This window comes from Vampirovibrio chlorellavorus (genome assembly GCF_003149375.1).
In the GTDB taxonomy this organism is placed as follows: domain Bacteria; phylum Cyanobacteriota; class Vampirovibrionia; order Vampirovibrionales; family Vampirovibrionaceae; genus Vampirovibrio; species Vampirovibrio chlorellavorus_B.
The window spans coordinates 157,655-175,986 of sequence record NZ_QFWH01000008.1 but is presented as its reverse complement, the minus strand read 5'-3'; the positions used below and the strand labels follow the sequence as shown (position 1 = coordinate 175,986).

At 54.1% G+C, this 18,332-nt stretch carries 17 protein-coding genes; 10 read left to right on the top strand and 7 right to left on the bottom strand.

The window, feature by feature from the left end; translation table 11 throughout:
• The 4 genes from DF283_RS11330 to DF283_RS11315 form a co-directional block, all read right to left on the bottom strand.
• A partial coding sequence (locus DF283_RS11330) for an IS3 family transposase (protein ID WP_303674984.1) occupies positions 1 to 669 on the bottom strand: 669 nt, incomplete at its 3' end.
• A 29-nt stretch (positions 670 to 698) separates the two neighbouring features.
• The gene (locus DF283_RS11325; protein WP_303674986.1) at positions 699 to 959 is read right to left on the bottom strand and encodes a transposase; all 261 of its coding nucleotides are present in this window, start codon (positions 957 to 959) and stop codon (positions 699 to 701) included.
• 459 nt (positions 960 to 1,418) lie between these two features.
• Complete coding sequence (ilvD, locus tag DF283_RS11320) at positions 1,419 to 3,134, bottom strand: dihydroxy-acid dehydratase (protein WP_303674983.1); 1,716 nt, start codon at positions 3,132 to 3,134, stop codon at positions 1,419 to 1,421.
• A gap of 147 nt (positions 3,135 to 3,281) precedes the next feature.
• Complete coding sequence (locus DF283_RS11315; protein ID WP_303674982.1) at positions 3,282 to 3,863, bottom strand: cupin domain-containing protein; 582 nt, start codon at positions 3,861 to 3,863, stop codon at positions 3,282 to 3,284.
• Between the two features lie 245 nt (positions 3,864 to 4,108).
• On the opposite strand from DF283_RS11315, the gene DF283_RS11310 reads away from it, so the two are divergent.
• The gene (locus DF283_RS11310; RefSeq protein ID WP_303674981.1) at positions 4,109 to 5,299 is read left to right on the top strand and encodes a hypothetical protein; all 1,191 of its coding nucleotides are present in this window, start codon (positions 4,109 to 4,111) and stop codon (positions 5,297 to 5,299) included.
• An 82-nt stretch (positions 5,300 to 5,381) separates the two neighbouring features.
• Here DF283_RS11310 and DF283_RS11305 read toward each other — a convergent pair whose 3' ends face one another.
• Positions 5,382 to 6,254, bottom strand: coding sequence for a peptidoglycan-binding protein (locus DF283_RS11305; RefSeq protein WP_303674980.1), 873 nt, complete (start codon positions 6,252 to 6,254; stop codon positions 5,382 to 5,384).
• A 670-nt stretch (positions 6,255 to 6,924) separates the two neighbouring features.
• Between DF283_RS11305 and DF283_RS11300 the strand changes: the two genes are divergently transcribed.
• From DF283_RS11300 to DF283_RS11280, 5 genes are all read left to right on the top strand, one after another.
• Positions 6,925 to 7,116: a hypothetical protein gene (locus DF283_RS11300; protein WP_303674979.1), complete on the top strand. Its 192-nt coding sequence runs from the start codon at positions 6,925 to 6,927 to the stop codon at positions 7,114 to 7,116.
• Positions 7,103 to 8,863 carry a biosynthetic-type acetolactate synthase large subunit gene (ilvB, locus tag DF283_RS11295; RefSeq protein WP_303674978.1) on the top strand — a complete coding sequence of 587 codons (1,761 nt, stop codon included), beginning with the start codon at positions 7,103 to 7,105 and terminating at the stop codon, positions 8,861 to 8,863. The genes DF283_RS11300 and ilvB overlap by 14 nt, the downstream gene beginning before the upstream one ends.
• Before the next feature lie 295 nt (positions 8,864 to 9,158).
• Positions 9,159 to 9,527, top strand: a complete 369-nt coding sequence (locus DF283_RS11290; RefSeq protein ID WP_303674977.1) for a hypothetical protein — start codon at positions 9,159 to 9,161, stop codon at positions 9,525 to 9,527.
• Positions 9,528 to 9,540: 13 nt separating this feature from the next.
• Complete coding sequence (gene ilvC / locus DF283_RS11285) at positions 9,541 to 10,557, top strand: ketol-acid reductoisomerase (protein ID WP_443083017.1); 1,017 nt, start codon at positions 9,541 to 9,543, stop codon at positions 10,555 to 10,557.
• A 20-nt stretch (positions 10,558 to 10,577) separates the two neighbouring features.
• Positions 10,578 to 11,717, top strand: coding sequence for a pyridoxal-phosphate dependent enzyme (locus DF283_RS11280; RefSeq protein ID WP_303674975.1), 1,140 nt, complete (start codon positions 10,578 to 10,580; stop codon positions 11,715 to 11,717).
• 246 nt (positions 11,718 to 11,963) lie between these two features.
• Here the strand turns inward: DF283_RS11280 and DF283_RS11275 are convergent, their stop codons facing one another.
• Together DF283_RS11275 and DF283_RS11270 are read right to left on the bottom strand one after the other, a co-directional pair.
• Positions 11,964 to 12,167, bottom strand: coding sequence for a hypothetical protein (locus tag DF283_RS11275; protein WP_303674974.1), 204 nt, complete (start codon positions 12,165 to 12,167; stop codon positions 11,964 to 11,966).
• Between the two features lie 627 nt (positions 12,168 to 12,794).
• Positions 12,795 to 13,454: a trimeric intracellular cation channel family protein gene (locus DF283_RS11270; protein ID WP_303674973.1), complete on the bottom strand. Its 660-nt coding sequence runs from the start codon at positions 13,452 to 13,454 to the stop codon at positions 12,795 to 12,797.
• Positions 13,455 to 13,845: 391 nt separating this feature from the next.
• Between DF283_RS11270 and DF283_RS11265 the strand changes: the two genes are divergently transcribed.
• The 4 genes from DF283_RS11265 to DF283_RS11250 all read left to right on the top strand — a co-directional run bounded on the left by DF283_RS11265 (position 13,846) and on the right by DF283_RS11250 (position 18,319).
• Complete coding sequence (locus DF283_RS11265) at positions 13,846 to 14,703, top strand: hypothetical protein (protein ID WP_303674972.1); 858 nt, start codon at positions 13,846 to 13,848, stop codon at positions 14,701 to 14,703.
• Positions 14,704 to 14,909: 206 nt separating this feature from the next.
• Positions 14,910 to 15,260 (top strand): hypothetical protein, encoded by a 351-nt coding sequence (locus tag DF283_RS11260; protein WP_303674971.1) that lies wholly within the window; start codon positions 14,910 to 14,912, stop codon positions 15,258 to 15,260.
• 61 nt (positions 15,261 to 15,321) lie between these two features.
• Positions 15,322 to 15,612 carry a hypothetical protein gene (locus tag DF283_RS11255; protein ID WP_303674970.1) on the top strand — a complete coding sequence of 97 codons (291 nt, stop codon included), beginning with the start codon at positions 15,322 to 15,324 and terminating at the stop codon, positions 15,610 to 15,612.
• A gap of 658 nt (positions 15,613 to 16,270) precedes the next feature.
• Complete coding sequence (locus DF283_RS11250) at positions 16,271 to 18,319, top strand: TonB-dependent receptor plug domain-containing protein (protein WP_303674969.1); 2,049 nt, start codon at positions 16,271 to 16,273, stop codon at positions 18,317 to 18,319.
• Positions 18,320 to 18,332 lie beyond the last annotated feature (13 nt).

Sequence of the window (18,332 nt, the reverse complement as noted above, 5' to 3'; positions counted from 1 at the left end):
CCTGAACCAAGTGGCATTGAGACATTCAGTCCTCAATTTACCGTTAAAACTTTCGCACTTTCCGTTCTGCCAAGGAGAGCCTGGGTCAATGAAAATAGAATCAATGCCTTTCTCTTTCAGCCACTTTTGCAGGGATTTCTCAATAAATTCCGAGCCATTGTCGCTCCTGAGGTAGCAAGGATAGCCTCGTTCTTTGGCCACTTGAGCCAAGGTTTCCTGCACATCTTTAGCTTTCAGAGAACGTTCCACCCGAATAGTCAGGCATTCCCGGGTAAACTCGTCCACCACTGTCAGCATTCTCAGCCGCCCCCCATGGCCCAGCCGGTCAGCCACGAAATCCAATGACCAGACATGATTGGGAGCCATTGCCTGGTGCGGGACGACTTCAGGGCTCTGCCCCAGGCGTCTTCTTTTGGGTTTTCTCTTTGGCACCTGCAATTTTGCCATTTTCCAGAGTCTCCAGATTCTTTTGACATTCACGATCCAGCCTTCTCTTCTCAGCAAGGCCCAGATGCGCAGGTAACCGTAGCGAAAATGCTCGGTGGCCAGTTCCTTCATTCTGGTCACTAAGGGCTTGTCTTTCTCGCTAGGCTGGTATTGAGCAGCATTTCTGCTCATCCCCGCTAAACCGCAGGAGCGGCGGAAGGAGAGCCCCTTGGGTTGAAGCATTCCTACCACCGTTCTGCGCACTCTGGGCCTTAGAGCTTTTTTAAAACGTCTTTCACAGCCTCGTTTTCCAGCATGAGGTCAGCCACCATTCTCTTTAAACGGCTGTTCTCTGTTTCCAGCTCTTTCAAACGCCTGGCTTCATTAACGTTCAAACCGCCGTATTTCTGCTTCCACTTGTGAAACGTTGCTTGCACTATCCCCAGCTCACGGCTGATTGCCACAATGGTTTTATCCCGAATCTCTTGCTCTTGCAGGGCTTTGACGATCTGCTCTTCGGTAAAACTGTCCAGAGCTCTGGTGCTTTAGCACGTAGAGATATGGATGCCCTTCAGGGTACTCTTCTTCATTTTGAGATTCTCCTACTTTTAATTTTAAAGGAAAATCTCTACACTCCACTAGCCCTAATTTTCGGACGCCTGTCAAAAACAAACACCGAAATGCGCTCTTTGTTTGTTATGTAAGTAATTCTGAGTTTCTACAAAGAGTACTTGGACGAAGTTGATACTGAGCTAACAGAAGAAATCGCCCCCTCAGGAGGCTAAAGTCAGGTTCTATCACCCAGCCGTGGGAATATATTTTCAAAATCTACCGGGACAAACCAAAATTGTTCAAAGAAAACCCCGTCACTGCGCTTTAGAACGAAACAGGGTGTAAACGAAAACGACGCTCTTTTCAGGCATTGTTTCAACAAAAAGCCCGACCTTCCTTTACTTGAAGATCGAGCTTTTAAATCCGGGAAAATTCAGCAGTTACACCGGGCTAAGGGCCTTCTCCGCCCCCAGTCCACCGGGATGCGTCACGGCGCCCGTGGCGGCAGAGCCCACTTGCTGGGCGTATTTCCACAACACCCCTTTGCCATAATTGGGCACGGGCGCTTGCCACCGGGTTTTCCGGGCGGCCAGTTCCGCGTCGCACAAATCCACGGATAACACGCCGGTCTCAGCATTCACTGCAATCATATCGCCATCTTGCAGCAAGGCAATAGGGCCGCCCACAAAGGCTTCTGGCCCAACGTGCCCCACACATAGGCCACGGGTGCCGCCGCTGAACCGGCCATCGGTAATCAGGGCCACATCCTGCCCCAAATCCTGACCATAGAGGGCCGCGGTCACCGAAAGCATTTCCCGCATACCGGGGCCACCCTTGGGGCCTTCATAGCGGATGACCACCGTATCCCCGGCCCTGATTTCCTGACGCTGAATGGCCGCAAAGGCCGCTTCCTCACCATCAAACACCTTGGCAGGCCCCCGGTGAACCCGACGGCTCAGACCGGCCACTTTGACCACAGCCCCTTCAGTGGCCAGATTACCATAGAGAATCTTCAGGCCGCCGGTCGGACTGATGGGGCAGGTGCCCGGATAGACCACATCCTGATCGGTGGGCAAGGTCACATCCTTCAGGTTCTCGGCCATGGTTTTCCCGGTGACAGTCAGGCAGTCTCCGTGCAGCAAGCCAGCGTCCAGCAGGGCTTTCAACAGGACGGGAATCCCCCCGATGCGGAACAGATCGTTCATCACGTACTTGCCGCCCGGCTTAAGATCAGCCAGCGTGGGGGTTTCATTGAAGATCCGGTCAATCAAACTCAAGGGCAGGTCAATGCCCAACTCATGAGCAATGGCGGGCAGGTGCAGACAGGCGTTGGTTGAGCCCCCCGTGGCCGCCACCACCCGGATGGCGTTCTCAAAGGCCTTGCGGGTCATAATATCACTGGGACGAAGGTTTTCTTGAAGCAGGCGCATAATAGCCTCGCCGCACTGCTCGTTGACCGTCACCCGCCCGGGATCCAGGGCCGGATACCCATTGCTACCGGGCAGGGCCATGCCCATGGCCTCGGCCACACAGGCCATGGTGTTGGCGGTGAATTGCCCTCCGCAGGAACCGGCCCCCGGGCAGGCGGAGCATTCGATATCGTAGAGTTCTTTTTCCGTGATCTTACCCGTAGCAAAGGCGCCCACAGCCTCGTAGACGTCCACAATGGTCAAATCCTTGCCCCCCAGCCGACCGGGCATAATGGTACCGCCGTACAGGAACAAAGACGGCACATTCAGGCGAGCCATACTCATCAAAATGCCGGGCAAAGACTTATCGCAACCGGCCACACCGACCAGAGCGTCATACTGGTGGGCGTGCATCACCAGCTCAATGGAATCGGCAATGGCCTCACGACTGACCAGAGAAGCCTTCATGCCTTCATGCCCCATGGCGATGCCGTCACTCACGGCAATGGTGTTAAATTCCCGGGAAATGCCGCCGTTGGCGTCCACGCCGCGCTTAATATGGGCGGCCTGATCCCGCAGGGTGATATTGCAGGGGGTCACTTCATTCCAGGTGGTGGCAATGCCCACCAGCGGCTTTTTGAAGTCCTCGTCCTTGAGCCCCATGGCCCGATAAAAGGCCCGGTGCGGGGCGCGGGCAGGCCCATCCATCACGTGACGGCTTTTGTGTCTCAAATCGTGGGGGGACATCAATCAAATCCTTCCTGACAGATAAAAGATAAATAAAAGCAAAATTGAAATGCGCTCAAACCGTGGCTTAAGAAAGCATGGCAACCGAGCCCAGTATAAACGAACGCGGGAAATAAAAACCACCACCGCCTGAAAGCCGTGTGCTTTCTAACCGGCCTCCCGGGAATCCATCTGGCCAGAAGCTGTCTGGCCGCACACTGTATCTCTGGCATGATCCAGGACATAGGGGGCCAGGGCTCCCCAATGTTGGGGAAACGCCCCCCGCACCGTGGCCGGTGTGGCCAATTCCCGATCCCGATAGTCAAAGCCAGGACAGACCGCTTCGCTGATCAAGCCAAAGTCTCCCGAAGCCAGAAGTGAAGCCTTCCAGTAGCCGCCGGGCACCGTCATCTGAAACACCTGTCCCTGAGCAGGATCGGGGCCCATCACCACCTTACTGAGTTGACCCTCAGGGCTGAGCAGAAAATAAGTGAGGGGACTCCCGGCGTGGAAAAAGTGGACGATATCCGATTGATTGCGGTGCAAATGCCCCTTTGGACTGTCCGCGGTGAGCAGGTAATATATGGTGTTCAGCCCATAGCGGGCCCCACCCTCCCGGTCGGTCGGCACCGTCCAGTCCGACTGGTACAGTTGCCGAAAATACCCCCCTTCATCGTGGGCCACGAGCCCCAGGGCTTCAATCAGTGCGGGGACAGAAAGCGTGGGAGGGTTCAGGTTCGCGGGCGGCATGGGTTGGCCTCGTTTCTAGGGGGAAGTAACCGAAGGAAGCGCTGATCTGGGTGGAGGTCCCTAAAATAACACTAATCATCGGCCAAAAAAATGACAAAAAAAATTGGAAGCGCTACAATATGCACGTGAGTTTCATACAATATTTTCTCTTGATTGGTTTTTATTAAATTAGAGCCGTCAGGAACAAAGCATCTTCGCTTCGTCATTTCACAACAGCATTTGTACCGCAGAGGTTTTTTTACATCATGCCGATGTCACCCATCGATAGACCCGATAACACCATCAACCCCTTTGAAAAGTCTCGACTCTTCAAGGCGGCGGCTTCGGCATTGGAAAAAACCAATACCACCCCGGAGTTACGCCCTTCGCCGATCGAAAAACCCACTGTTGAAAACCCTGCCAGCCTTCCGGTCCGCTCCGAAAGCAACCGGCTGGACATCAGCACCCGGGCCATTTTGAACCTGATTCAGCGTTTTCGCCTGAGAACCCTGACCTTTGAGCAGCTAAAAGCACTGCCCCTGTCTCAGCTGAGCCAGGAAGAGAAAGACTTTGTGCTGTTTATGCGCAAGAACCCCCAGGTGTTTCAACGTATCTCCAGCATGGACGGCGTGAAGAACAGCCTGAGCGCCCAGGATGTCAAACTGGCCGCCCAACTGGCCAAGGACTCCCTGCGGCTCTCAAACGAGGATCTCAACTACCTGCAAGGCTCTCCGCTGCAAGCGCCTGCAGCGCCCCGCCCACTGGTGGGCGCTCCGACGGCACGGTTTGGGCAACTGCAAACCCAGGACTTACTGGAAACCTTGCAACTGCTCATCAAGCCCGGCCAAACCGGCCTGCCTTTCGATGCCTTGATGACCATGTCCGCCATTGCCAGTGGCCTGAGAGGCCGCCAGCTAGAGGCTCTGCGCTTTTTGCAAACCACCACCGTGTCCAAGGTGCTGGAAAAAATCGCCGCACCCAACAACGGGCTGGTCACCCCGGAGGCCCTGCGGGTTTTAACCAGCCTGCTGTGGAACCCCTCCATTTACGGCTCGGCCCCCATCGTGTTCTTCAAGTCCGGCCCTTCTCACCCGGATATGGAAACCATCCACGGAATCGACACGGTAGACGCCGTTGACGACCACAAGCACGAGCAGATTCGTCCCACCCAGCGCAAACCCTCCTTGCGTCTGGAAGCCCATTGCATGCTGGAGATTTTGCACAACATCAGTGGCGATATCGCCGAGGCCACCCTGGAGCAGCTTCGTCAGTACGAGCCTCGCAACGAAAACGAGGAAAAAACCCTGCACCTGCTGCGACAGCACAACGTGTTTGAAGCGTTGGCCTCGCTGGATGAGCATCCTGAATCCTTAAGCAATGAGGACATCAAGCTGGCCCTGGCCGAACATGCCCTGGTTCTGTACGATCCCTTTATGGTGCTGGTGATTCTGCCCTAGCCGTTAATAACCCATCAGAACAAAAGCACAGAGCAGAAGCCCCTTCGCCCAGAAAAGGCCCTTTCGGCTTTGAGGCATGCAATCAAGCGTAGGCCAGATTTGACATCTTGGCCCCTTTTTGGAAGGTCAACGTGAATACGTCCAGACCATGAGTGCCTCCATTGACTGACTTTCGGGCGGTTTTCAAGTCGCCCTTGGCCAAAGCGGAACGAATGGTGCCTTCCTTGTCCTTCAAAAAAGCGGCCAAAACACGGGCGGCAATGACCGGATCATTGGCCGCATCCGGCTGGCGCAGCAACAAATCGCCCAAGCCCAGCTTTTGGGAGTAGGTGGCGTAATTGCTTTTACCGGTCAGTTGGATAAAGCCGCGCCCTTTATAGCGATCGCCGTCGCCCGCTGCGTTGTTGCCCAAATCCGATCGAAAATCGTACAAAGCGTAAGGTTTTCCACCCGGGGCGGTGTTGTACTTGGACTGGTACTCGCTAATAGGGGCAAAACTGGCCGTTTCCGCCCGAATAGTCGCCAAGGCCATCAGGACCATGGACTTATCGCCCAAGCCCCGCTCGGCCAGCGCCCGCAGCACCAGAGGCAGATAATTGCGAATGTTGTTCACGGGCGCGTCGGGGAATAACTTGGCCACCGCTTCAATGGAAGGATTCATCTGGGTAGGCGGGGGAGCGGCGGGATCGACCTCGTACCCCAAGGCCCGCAAGGTTTGATGATCCACCAGCCCCGTGGGGTAAAGCCCTTGCGAACGCTGGAAAGCAGCCACGGCCTTCTGGGTAATGGCCCCATAGGTTCCGTCAATGGCCCCCTGATGAAAACCCAACTGGGCCAAACGGGTTTGAATGACCCGCACGGCGTTACCACTGTCGCCCGGGTGCATCAGGGCCAGTCCAGGCTCATTCGGGCCTCTCTGGGATCTCCCTGGCACCGGTGGTGAAAAATTCGGCATCTGCGCTCTCTCTATCCTTTTCTAAGATCCACTTCCAGAATTCACGCTTTCAAAAATTATCCGGGCGAACGGCCTGAAAATCTGTGGACATTGACTTGAACTGGCTCCCAAACAGAAAACCGATCCCGACAATATCCGGGTTAAGCCAAACCAAGCCGCCCTCGCCTCAAAACGCTGTCCTTATTGTACACATCCGGTTTTCATTCGCCAATCTCTTGCCCGATATCATCCCGAAGATCGCCCTTGTCGATATCCCCACCATAAAAAAGCTCGGAGTGATTTCCGGTCGCACGATTTGTCATTCCCGCGCGGGCCGCAACGCGAGAAACAAGGCAAAATAAACGGAACCGATTATTTTTCTGGCATTGTTTTTCCTGAGCTATGTGTTATAATTACACCTACCAAAGTGTAAAACTGACTCGTTCTTTTTTGGCTTTGGCACTTATTGAGTACGGAATTTTCTTTCGTTCTTATGAACATTCTGAACAGCGTAGTCATTATTCTCGTAGTCATTCTCAGCGGCCCTGCCGGTGGGATTTGAATCCTGTTCAGAACGAGAGAGCAACAGATTCAACAGACCGCCGGGCCCCAGGGACCGGCGGTTTTGCTTTAAAAACCAACTTCCTCTTATTCCACTTTATTTAGTCAACACAAAAAAGGAGTCGCCCCAATGACCACCCAGACTTTCAGCAAGTGCCAAGCCCTGTCCAAGCTGCTGAACCGTGTGGTCGTACTGCTCCTGGGCACACCACCCACTGTGGTATGCCTTAGCCGGGTGGTCGTGTTCGCCCTGAACGCGGCCACCGCCGCCAACACCCAAAGCCGAATTACCCTGCAAGGAGGGTGTTATGGCCGCGCCTAGTGAAAGACTGGAATGGAGCAATGCCACTGCTCCCGAAACCAACCTAAACCGTAGCGTCTTGACCGGGGCGGAGATTTTCCTGAGTTGCCTAGTGGCCGAAGGGGTAGACACCCTGTTTGGCATGCCCGGCGGGGTTATCCTCTCCATTTACGAAGCGTTGCCCGAATTTCCCAGCCTGAACCACATTTTGGTGCGCCACGAACAAGGGGCTGTCCACATGGCGGAAGGCTATGCCCGAGCCACCGGTAAACCCGGTGTGGCCATCGCCACCTCCGGCCCGGGGGCCACCAATTTGGTCACCGGCTTGGCGGATGCCTACTACGATTCCGTGCCCATTGTGGCCTTTACCGGCAATGTGCCCTCCTCCCTGCTTGGGAACGATGCCTTTCAGGAAGCTGACATTGTGGGCATCACCCGCCCGGTGACCAAGCACAACATCATCGTGCGGCGGGCAGAAGATTTGGCGCAAGCCATCAAGGAAGCCTTCCATGTGGCCACCACGGGTCGTCCGGGCCCGGTGCTGGTGGACATCCCCAAAGATGTGCTGCTGGCCACCGCTGAATTTGACTACGCAGCAGCCAGCATTGATCTGCCCGGTTACACGGTAGAAGAATCATTTACGGATGCGGATCTGGATACCGTTTTGGCCCTGCTACAAGAGGCTAAGCAACCGGTGTTACTGGCCGGGGGTGGGGTGATCAACGCCGGGGCCCATGCCGAAATTCAAACCTTCGCCGAGCGCTTTCATTTGCCGGTGGCCAACTCCCTGATGGGGCTGGGCGGTTTTCCCACCAGCCATCCCCAGTTTTTGGGCTTTTGCGGCATGCACGGCCAGTATTGGGCCAACATCGCCATTGCCAACGCCGATCTGTTAATCATCGCTGGCAACCGGCTGGGCGAACGGCAAACCGGCAAGCCCGATCGCTTTGCCCGCAACGCCAAAATCGTGCATATCGATCTGGATCCCTGCACCTTGCAAAAAAACGTGGACGCCTTTTTGCCGGTGCAAGGGGATATTAAAAACATCTTTCAGCAACTGCTGGCCAAAACGGAAGTTCTGACGCCCTATTGGGAGGCTCTGGATACCCGTTCCCACTGGTTCAGAACCATCCAGAGCTGGAAAACCCGCCGCAAGAATCAGCCAACGCTGGATGGCGTGTTGACCCCGCAATACGTGCTGGATCGCATTTTCCACCACTTGCCCAAAGACGCCTTTGTGACCACCGAAGTGGGCCAGCACCAGATGTGGGCCGCCCAGCGCTTCAACCTGGATCGCCCTCGCAGCTTTATCAGCTCCGGCGGATTGGGCACCATGGGCTTTGGCTTTCCAGCGGCCATTGGGGTGCAAGCGGCTTTTCCCGATAAAACGGTTATTGATATCGCCGGGGATGGTAGCTTCCAAATGACCCTCCAAGAGCTGGCCACGGCCCGCGATCACGGGTTGGCCGTCAAAGTGGCCATCATCAACAACGGCTATCTGGGCATGGTTCGCCAGTGGCAGGACAAAACCTGGAATCGTCCTTCTCAATCCAGAATGACCTCTCCCGATTACGTGAAGCTGGCCGAAGCATACGGCTGTGCGGGCTTTGTGGTGGAGCGTATGGAAGATGTGGACACCGTGATCCGGCAAGCCTACGCCATTACCGATCGCCCGGTGTTGATTGATTTCCGGGTGCGGGAAAAAGCGGATGTTTATCCGTGGGTGCCCGCAGGCGGGGCCAATGAGGACATGCTCACCGAAGAATAACGCCAAAGGAATACAGCTAGAAAAATAAGGCCCAAGAAATCACAAGACCGTAAAGCAAAGACCCACAAACATTCTCTGTCATTCCCGCGCAGGCGGGAATCCAGAAACAACAGAACACTAAAAAAAGCAGAAAAGACAAAAAATGAACGACAAATCGCTGAAAAAGATAGACCCTTACTGGATTCCCGCCTGCGCGGGAATGACAAAAAATAAGAGATTAAAAAATAAAGAGAATTAAAAAATAAGAGATTCAAGTATGCAATTATCACCTACCCATAATGTAAGAGGTTCTGAAATGACTGATCCCAACCAGTCTTGCGACTCGCAGCACTTATACTGCTTGACCCAAAACCGCCTGGGGGCACTGGATCGGGTGCTGGGCGCCCTGACCCATCGGGGCATCATCCCCCAACGGATGGCTTCCGCCTTGTGCGACAACAATCAACTGGAAATTCTACTGACCTTTGAAGCGCAGGATGAAAAGACCATCGAAAAACTGGTCAAATTCCTGCAAAAGCAAGTGTATGTGCTGAAAGCGCACACCCTTCAACCGGCCGCCGAAGCGAAGAACAGCGCTGAAGTGTCTAACATTACCCCCCTGTTCGTGTCCGATATGATTCAAGATCAGCCCCAAAGGAGAATGGCCCATGCCCACAACGCTTAACGCCCCCCAAACCCTGAATATTTTTTACGACAAAGACATCGACCGCAGTAAACTGCTGGCTAAAAAAGTGGCCGTGGTGGGCTTTGGCAGCCAAGGCTACGGACAGAGTTTAAACCTGAAAGAGTCCGGGGCCACTGTAAAAATCGCCTTGCGTTCTGGCAGCGCCACCGAAGCCAAAGTTAAAGAAGCCGGTCTGGAAGCCATTTCTCTGGAACAAGCCGCCGAGTGGGCTGATTTGATCATGTTCCTGATTCCCGATGTGCAACACGGCCCCGTCTACAAACAATACTTTGAAGGCAAACTCAGGCCCGGTCAGGCGTTGGTGTTCAGCCACGGGTTCAGCATCCATTACAACGAAATCGTGCCACCCGCCGATGTGGACGTGTTCCTGATCGCCCCCAAAAGCCCCGGTCATCTGGTGCGTTCTGAGTACCAGCGGGATCGTGGGGTGCCGTCCCTGTTTGCCGTGCATCAGGATGCCACCGGGGAAGCCCGTGAATTGGCCCTGGGTTACGCGGCCTGCTTGGGTTCCGGTCGGGCCGGGGTCATTGAAACCACCTTTAAAGATGAAACAGAAACCGATCTCTTCGGGGAGCAAGCCGTGCTGTGTGGTGGGGCCGCCGCCCTGGTGAAAGCCGGGTTTGAGACCTTGACCGAAGCGGGATACCCCCCGGAGCTGGCCTACTTTGAATGTCTGCACGAACTCAAGTTGATCGTGGATTTAATGTATGAAGGCGGTCTGGAGGATATGCGCTACTCCATCAGCGATACGGCCCGTTACGGCGATGTCAGCCGGGGACCTCGGGTGATTACCGCCGATACCAAAGTGGCCATGAAGCAGATCCTGACCGAAATCCAATCCGGCGAGTTTGCCCGTGAATGGATGGAAGAATACCGCAGCGGCATGCCCGAATTGAAAAAACGGGTGGAAGCCGATCGCCAGCATCCGCTGGAAGTGGCAGGCCGTAAACTCCGTGGCATGATGAGCTGGTTGTCTGGCAATAAGCTGGTCAACCGGGATAAAAACTAGACAGAGAGCGAGATAGACCCATGTTGGAAAGCCCGAACGCCTACCTGAAATTCGACCCCAGCCATCAAGCGGCCAGCCCCATTCCGGCCATTGATGCGGACGGTCGAATTAGGCTGCCGGGCTTTCCGGCGGGGTTATCCATTCAGTCTTATCTGCCGCTGGTGCATCGCTATACCCAAATTCTGGAGGCTAGCCGCATACTGGATCGCCACCGGGATCACCTGCGATTGATGGCCCGATTCAACCCGGCGCTGGCCAACGCCCGGGAGCCGCAGGCTCCCCTGACCGCCCTGAGCCCCTCCACCTTGCTGCCACACTTGTACTACAAGCGAGAGGATCAGACCGCCACCCGGGCCTATAAGTTAAGAGGCGCCCTGGTGGGCATGGCCAAAGCCCTGGAGAGCCAGCAGGTCAAGTGCTTTCTCACCGTATCCACCGGCAACCATGCCCTGGGAGTGCTGAAGGCTGCGGAACTTCTTCTTCCGCAGGTGGTACGGTTGGTGGTACCCGGTAACACCGCCGTCCTTAAACTCGAAAAGCTGCGTAAAGCGATAGACGGTCTGAATGCCAACGGTGTTCAGGCCGATTTATTATGTAAAGGGGATACCTTTGATGAAGCCCGCACCTGGGCCATGGCCAACCAGGGGCAGGATGAGGCTTACCTCGATCCGTACAACGACCCTTGGGTAGTGGCCGGTCAAGGTACCCTTGGCTTGGAACTCTTGGCCCAAATTGGTCATTTACTGGGCCAGCACCCCTATGAAGAGGTGGTCGTTATCGCTCCCATTGGCGGGGGTGGCTTGTTGACCGGAACAGCCACGGCACTCAAGCTGGCTTCGGCGTGGGAACCGGCTTTTCGGAACGTCAACCTGCGCTTTGTGGGCTTGCGGCTGAAAGACCTGCAAGCGCCCTTGGGCGATGCCATCCGGGTGGCTGAAATCGCCCCGGATAATTTGCAAGCCCTGAACGCCCTGAACGTCAGCATTCAGACTATGGCCCAAGAGCATATGGCCCAAGGGGTGCGCTTTGTGCAAAGCGATCTAGGGCAAACCGTGGAAGGGGCATCCGGCGGCACGGTCTATCCAGCCTTAAAGACTGAGGCGTTCAGCCCCACTTCACGCCGTTTGGTGGTTAGCCTGCTCAGTGGCGGAAACGCTTGAGCAGGGCCTAAAGGCCCTGCTTAAACTCAATGATTGTAGCTGTAATTTATTTAATATAGGTATCCAATGCGCCGCTGACGCTCTGGAACAAGGCCGTGTCTCCCCCTTTATCGGGGTGATTTTTCCTTGACCACTGCAAGTAAGATTTACGAAGGGCTGCTTTGTCTGCGGGAGACATGTTTTCCAGATTCAGGTGCCCCATACCCAATGTATTCAGAGCATCTTTCCGCTTATTTGCATTTTCTGTCATAAAGCTATATGGGCGACTACCACCGGAATGCTGTTCTTGATGCGCGCCTTGAGCCTGAGGCTTAGGACCTGATTGCGGCCTTTGCTGAGCGCCTTGAGCCTGAGGCTTAGGACCTGATTGCGGCCTTTGCTGAGCGCCTTGGGCTTGAGGCTTAGGACCTGATTGCGGCCTTTGCTGAGCCCCTTGTGGCTTAGCCCCATGCGGTTTGCCTGCGGATGAATAAGGATTCGCCTGAGGTCTGGTGAATTGACTGGCCCAATCACCATCTCCAGAGGGGTTTGGCCTGGGCTTATAGTGCTGCTTGCCAGGAAATGTGTAAGAATGCCCCGTAAATTGACTCGCCCAATCTCCAGCCGACTGCGGCTTATGGTAGCCCTGCAAGCCGGGGTTGAACAGTCTACTCCCCAGACGTCCTAAAGAACTCAATCCCGACTGGACCCTGGTGAAAAGTCTACCACCCAATCCTCGTAATGAAGCGCCGAGACCCGCTGGTCCCGGGTTCACAGATACACCGCCCCGCGTACCAAAAACCCCGCCTTTTGGTTGATGGGGCGCACCCTTTGACCCAAAGCCTCCAGCAGTTTTGTAACTGCTTTTGGCATACGATGATCGCCGTGCCGCATTGAATATAGAAGAAATTCCCATGGTATACCCCCATTCCACTTAGCGTTTTCATCAACGCCTGTTTTCCTAACCCACAACCCCCACGTGTATCGATGTCCCACTCGTGAGATACCAGATTTATAAAACCTGTAACTGCATGAAAAAGAGTTCGCCTGAAATATTGTTATTGTTTTAATAATTGAAAACAATAATTATGAATTTGATCAGGACCCCTGAGACTGAGTAGCCTCTGGGATTGTCAGGCTGGGGGTTTGCCAGTTGTACCGCATGGCCAGGGCCCGCAAGGTAAAAGTGACGGCAATGCTGATTAAACCCGCCTCAAAGTGACCAATCCAACTGACAAACCGGCTAAGCAACACAAAAGTCAGGCAACCCACCAGGGCCACCGCCACATAAAACTGTCCCGGCTTGAAAATCAGGGGCTCTTCCCGGATGAGGATATCCCGCAGAATCCCACCACCCACGGCATTGACTACCCCCACCAGCACCACGGCTGGCCAGGCCAATCCGGCCAAAAGCGCCTTATTGCAGCCCACCACCGCATAAGCCCCCAGACACAGGGCGTCCACCATTTCAATCAATAGTTGCAAACGGGGCACCCGTCGCTGAAACAGCACCCCCACCAAGGCGCCCAGGACGATGAGTATGAGGTAATTGCCGTTGGTGGTAATCGCCGGAGGGCCCTGCTGCAAAAACACGCCATCCCGAATCAGACCGCCCCCCACGGAACCGGCAAAAGCCACCGTAAACACGCCCACGATGTCGTACCCCTTGCGCAGGGCCAACAAGGTTCCGGCCATGGCAAACAAAAACGTGGCGCTGTAATCAAACCAGCCGGGTAAGGAAAACGCAACATGGGTCATTGTTCAATACTACTTTCAATCCATCGGGTAAAGTTAAAAAACAGGAAATAAAAAAGTACCATTCTACAGTTGATGGGTGCGGTTGATTCAGAGTTTCGTTTGACCGTTAGCTACAGTGTAAGAAAACACCGGTCCTCAAAAATGTGCCCATCGCCCAAGGCAAAGAGCAATCCTGGAGCCCAGCCCGGTTTTATGATATCAAATTGATGTTCACCACCTCACTCCATTATCGATCAATCCAGAAACCATCCCTAAAACGCATGCCAACAGAAAAGCGTGCGCCCAAACTCGCCTGTTCATCAATCAATGAAGCTGGTGCCCAATCCCTTGCCGGACTGATGGAATATCCTGCGATTAAGACTCTGAATTCCCTGTAAAAGGAACCTACCCCATGAGCATTAATACACCTCTTACATCACCGACAAAACCACTACTCAATAGCGCGGCCGAAAAAATTACACCATCGAAACCCAAGAAGCCCCTGCCAATCGGCATTAAGACAGGCCCAAACAATAGTCCCGTCGAGCCGCTTCGCTCATTTACAAACATATTTTCCGGCCAAACGGCTGACTCATTTAAAAAAAGATCAGATCCCGAGGCTGCTCCGAATGAAGCAAATCCAACCTGCGTTATGTCAACGGAAGAGCAAGAGGCAATTATCAATACACTGCTAAATAACGAGCAAGACAAAAATACAATAAGAGAGGCATTAAAAGAAGCTGAGGTTGCGATAAAAGGGCTTCATAATGAAAAAAAATTTTCCCGGAGATACCCCTCTGAAGAAAGTTTGAAACAGACCATTAAACTGATGCAGTTTTTAAATGAAAGCAAAAACATTTGTCTGGATCCGAACCGGGAAAAGAAAATTGAAAAACAGCATTTTCTGGCTCGGTGCTTACAGGATGGAACTGCTGGGTACGGCCTAACTGCATTTCAAGAGTTTTTTGGAGATGCTTCCCCATCATCCACCTATATGATCATAGATAAAGATAACAAGCATAATCTTCTCAAAAGAATGCCAACGGATGAAACCATCGGTAATAAGTATTATTTGACAATTCCCTTGGGCCTAATTAACACGAGTGGGGAAAATGATGTTATTGCACCAGCAACTGTTATTCCTATAAGTGAAACGACACTTGTGAACAGACTTACAACTAAGGAGTTTCTCCGCTATAAGGTTGTGATAAACAGAAAAACAAGAGAACCGATTACCAAATACCAGGAGCTAATATCTCCCGAATCATGACCCAGGACTGAAAAACCAATGCTAAGGTCCATCTTTGCTGGGTCTTGGCAAATGTTGGCAAGCACCCTATTCCATTTGAAGGTACACTCTGAAATTTTCAGTTTTGAAAAAATGACCTCTCCTTTTTGAAACTCTTTCCCGGGCTGTTGCGTAAAGACAATGTGACAGTCAATTCTCGGTGACGATCAGGAAGAGGAGAGAACACCATGAAAAGTGCCCGTAATACCCTGACCAAATTATTGGTTTTACCCGTCATGCTGGGCATGTTGGCGGCGAACACGCTCGTCCCCACTGCCGAAGCGCATGATCGATCCTACAACCGGTATTATGACTCTCGCTATAACAGCAACTGGGGAACCTTTGGTCAGCGGCATCCTTATGTCAAAAAAGCGGCCATTGGCGGCGGCGCTGGCGCCCTGATTGGCGGCGTATTGGCTCCCGACGGTTATCGCGGCGATGGGGCCATTAAAGGGGCTGTGATTGGGGCCGGGGCCGGACTCGGTTATGAATACCTCAGACGTCAGGGCACTTTCGGCAACAACCGTTTCCGCTGGTAGTTTTCGCTCATAGTTTTTAACTTCGCAAACCACACTTTCGTTTTTTTAGGAGGAGATGGACATGAAACCATTCATCAAGCTCGGGTCTAATCGCAAGGCCATGCTGGGGCTGGGGGCGTTAGGGCTGTTAGCGCTTACCGTTTTCGGCAATAGCGCCTTTGCCCATGATCGGGGCGACTATCGGGATGGCTGGCGCAATCGCTCGTGGAATTACAGGCAGAACTATGGCCCCCGATACTATCGACCCGTGGTCAAAAACACCTGGGTTCGCCCGGGCCGGGTGGCCTACCTGCCGGGCAATCGCTGGGGATATTATAAAAATCACCCCGCTCCCCGTCGCGGCTGGTGGTAGAAAAATCAGTCAGACAGAAAAAATCCCCCGTTTACTAGTAAGCGGGGGATTTTTGCAGGGGAGCCTCTTTTCCCTTGCTCAGGAGGAATTTCCCATTAACAACAAAATTTCTTCCTGTTTGGCAATATTTTGCAGGCAGATAGCAAGCACCCGCTCTCCTCCCCTTCTTCTGGATGACTGACTGATTGCGTGAACGCAAACTCTGTGTTTTTATTATCAGGCTCGTCCTATATTCGGGAAACCCGGTGAAACTCCGGGACTGTGCCGCAACTGTGAATCTGTTGCATGAAACGCAATGGAAAGTCAGAACACCGTGGGGGAGCTTGTTTACACTCTTGCGAGCACGAAGAGGATAATGAGTATGTCTGCGCACCATTTCGAGTTTGATTAGTGGGTTCCCCCGTCCCGGGGCTATTTGGATAGTTATCCAATTCATCGTCAAGGCACATTCGTCAGGCACTTCCGCATTTTGGACCGGAGTTTCAACCTGATTGAATCTGGCCTGTCTCGCCGTACATTTTTTGACGCAGGAAGGAACCCCATTTTGTTCCAGTTTTCACTTCAGCTTTCAGGCTGTCAGTTCTCCTTATTCCACTTGAATCAAGCGGCCCGTACCATCGCTTTGGGCCTGCTACTGTTACTCAGTTCAGGGATGCTTATGAGCGCCCACGGAGAAGCATCGGGCGTTCCGCTGGAAGAAGTCGCCCTGGAAACCGACACCTCGGAAGGTCTGGACTTGAGCAGATCGACCGCCCAGACAGAAAGCCCCACCCAAGCCACCGCCAGCGGCGATGCGCTACCACCCTTGGAACCCGCCGCTACCGCCCCCCTAATGCTACAAACCACCAAAATCGGGATTCCCAGCAACCAGACCGGCACGTCGGCCACGGTCATCACCCGGCAGCAAATTCAGCAAATGCAGCCCTTTTCGCTGACCGAAGTGCTGACCAAGGTGCCCGGCGTGGACGTGGTGCGCAACGGCTATCTGGGGGCCACCTCCTCTATTTTTATGCGGGGCATGAACGCCAGCCATACGCTGGTGCTGGTGGACGGGGTGCGCATGAACGATCCCATCTCCCCTGATCGCACCTATAGCTATCTGGATCAAATCAGCCCGGACGCCGTGGAGCGGGTGGAAGTGCTGCGAGGCCCTCAAAACAGCATTTTCGGGTCTGACGCCATGGGCGGGGTCATCAACATCATTACCCGGCAAGGCGAACCGGGCAAACCGACGTTGTACGCTAAGGTCACCGCCGGAGCGCAGGGCACCCTGCAAGAAGACATCGGGATGGGCGGCCAATACAGCGACAAGCTGAAAACCTTCCTGCACATCACCCGGCAGGACGTGCGGGGCATTTCGGCGGCCAGTAGCCGCTACGGTATCAACTCCTTTGGTACTTTTTATCGCAACGCGGAACCGGATGGTTACCACAACACCACCATTACCGCCCGCACCGAATACACCCCGCTCAAAAACCTGACCCTGGATTTGTCCAGCCTGTACACCCGCTCCCGCTTTGATTTGGACAAATACGGCGGCTACACCGGGGATGATCCCAACTTCACCGGCACCAACCGCACATTAACCCTCAACGGCAGCTCCCGCCTGAAACTGTGGGGCGATCGTTATGAGCAAATCACCCGGCTGGCCTTTACCAATGTGCGCCGGGAAAACTTTAACGAACCGGACGCCCTGGATTCCAGCAAAAGCCACGACCGCTACCGGGGAAAATTGCTGAACTTTGACTTTCAGAACAACTTCCGCCTGCACCGCACCAACACCCTGACCACCGGGCTCAACGTGCAGCATGAATGGGGCGATTCCTATTACAACTCGCTCAGCATCTTCGGGCCATTCAACAGCGCCGCCCAACTACGCTCCGCCACCAACACGGCCTTTTACGTGCAAGATCGCATCCAACTGTGGGATCGCTGGTTCACCACGCTGGGCTATCGCTACGATCGGCACAATCGCTTCGGGGGTCATCATAACTTCCGGGCCGATTCCATCTATACCGTCAAGCGCACTGGCACCAGCATCAAAGGGAGCATTGGCACGGGCTTTAAAGCGCCCACTCTGTCCCAGTTATACGGCACCTTTGGGGCCAATCCCAACCTGCAGCCGGAAACCAGCACCGGTTGGGATCTGGGTTTGGAGCAAGCCTTGCTGGGCAACAAAATGCAGGTGGGGGCCACCCTGTTTCAGAATCAGGTGCGCAACCTGATTGATTTTCGACCCACCGGACTGTTTTCCACGGCCTATACCAACGTGGCCCAGGCCCGCATGCAAGGGCTGGAAGCCTACGTTACCAGCCAGCCATTCAAGTGCCTGCAACTGAGAAGCAGCTACACCTACACGGATACCAAGGATCTGGGGCCCAGCAGCACGCAAGGCGACGCCTTGTTTCGACGTCCCCGCAACAAGGCCTCCTTTAACATCAACTACCAGCCCATCAAACGGCTGAACATCAACCTGGACATCACCCACACCGGCCAGCGCAGCGATTTGGACTTTTTTACCTTCCCGGCCCGACCGGTCAAGTTAAAATCCTTCACTCTGATCAATCTGGCCCTGGAATTGGCTTTGACCGATCAGGTCAGTGTGTACGGGCGTTTGGTCAACATTTTGGACACCCCCTACGAGACCGTCAAAGGCTACGGCAATCCCCGGATCTCCGCCTATGGCGGCTTACGCTGGGCCCTGTAAGCCTATCCCTGTC

What these genes read in the sequence shown, in the direction of transcription:
- ilvB (WP_303674978.1), top strand. Translation starts at nt 7,103, where the DNA reads ATGGCCGCGCCTAGTGAAAGACTGGAATGGAGCAATGCCACTGCTCCC.
- DF283_RS11280 (WP_303674975.1), top strand. Translation starts at nt 10,578, where the DNA reads ATGTTGGAAAGCCCGAACGCCTACCTGAAATTCGACCCCAGCCATCAA.
- DF283_RS11315 (WP_303674982.1), bottom strand. Translation starts at nt 3,863, where the DNA reads ATGCCGCCCGCGAACCTGAACCCTCCCACGCTTTCTGTCCCCGCACTG.
- ilvD (WP_303674983.1), bottom strand. Translation starts at nt 3,134, where the DNA reads ATGTCCCCCCACGATTTGAGACACAAAAGCCGTCACGTGATGGATGGG.
- DF283_RS11310 (WP_303674981.1), top strand. Translation starts at nt 4,109, where the DNA reads ATGCCGATGTCACCCATCGATAGACCCGATAACACCATCAACCCCTTT.
- DF283_RS11255 (WP_303674970.1), top strand. Translation starts at nt 15,322, where the DNA reads ATGAAACCATTCATCAAGCTCGGGTCTAATCGCAAGGCCATGCTGGGG.
- DF283_RS11300 (WP_303674979.1), top strand. Translation starts at nt 6,925, where the DNA reads ATGACCACCCAGACTTTCAGCAAGTGCCAAGCCCTGTCCAAGCTGCTG.
- DF283_RS11250 (WP_303674969.1), top strand. Translation starts at nt 16,271, where the DNA reads ATGAGCGCCCACGGAGAAGCATCGGGCGTTCCGCTGGAAGAAGTCGCC.
- DF283_RS11290 (WP_303674977.1), top strand. Translation starts at nt 9,159, where the DNA reads ATGACTGATCCCAACCAGTCTTGCGACTCGCAGCACTTATACTGCTTG.
- DF283_RS11270 (WP_303674973.1), bottom strand. Translation starts at nt 13,454, where the DNA reads ATGACCCATGTTGCGTTTTCCTTACCCGGCTGGTTTGATTACAGCGCC.
- DF283_RS11305 (WP_303674980.1), bottom strand. Translation starts at nt 6,254, where the DNA reads ATGCCGAATTTTTCACCACCGGTGCCAGGGAGATCCCAGAGAGGCCCG.
- DF283_RS11260 (WP_303674971.1), top strand. Translation starts at nt 14,910, where the DNA reads ATGAAAAGTGCCCGTAATACCCTGACCAAATTATTGGTTTTACCCGTC.
- DF283_RS11265 (WP_303674972.1), top strand. Translation starts at nt 13,846, where the DNA reads ATGAGCATTAATACACCTCTTACATCACCGACAAAACCACTACTCAAT.
- DF283_RS11275 (WP_303674974.1), bottom strand. Translation starts at nt 12,167, where the DNA reads ATGGGGCTAAGCCACAAGGGGCTCAGCAAAGGCCGCAATCAGGTCCTA.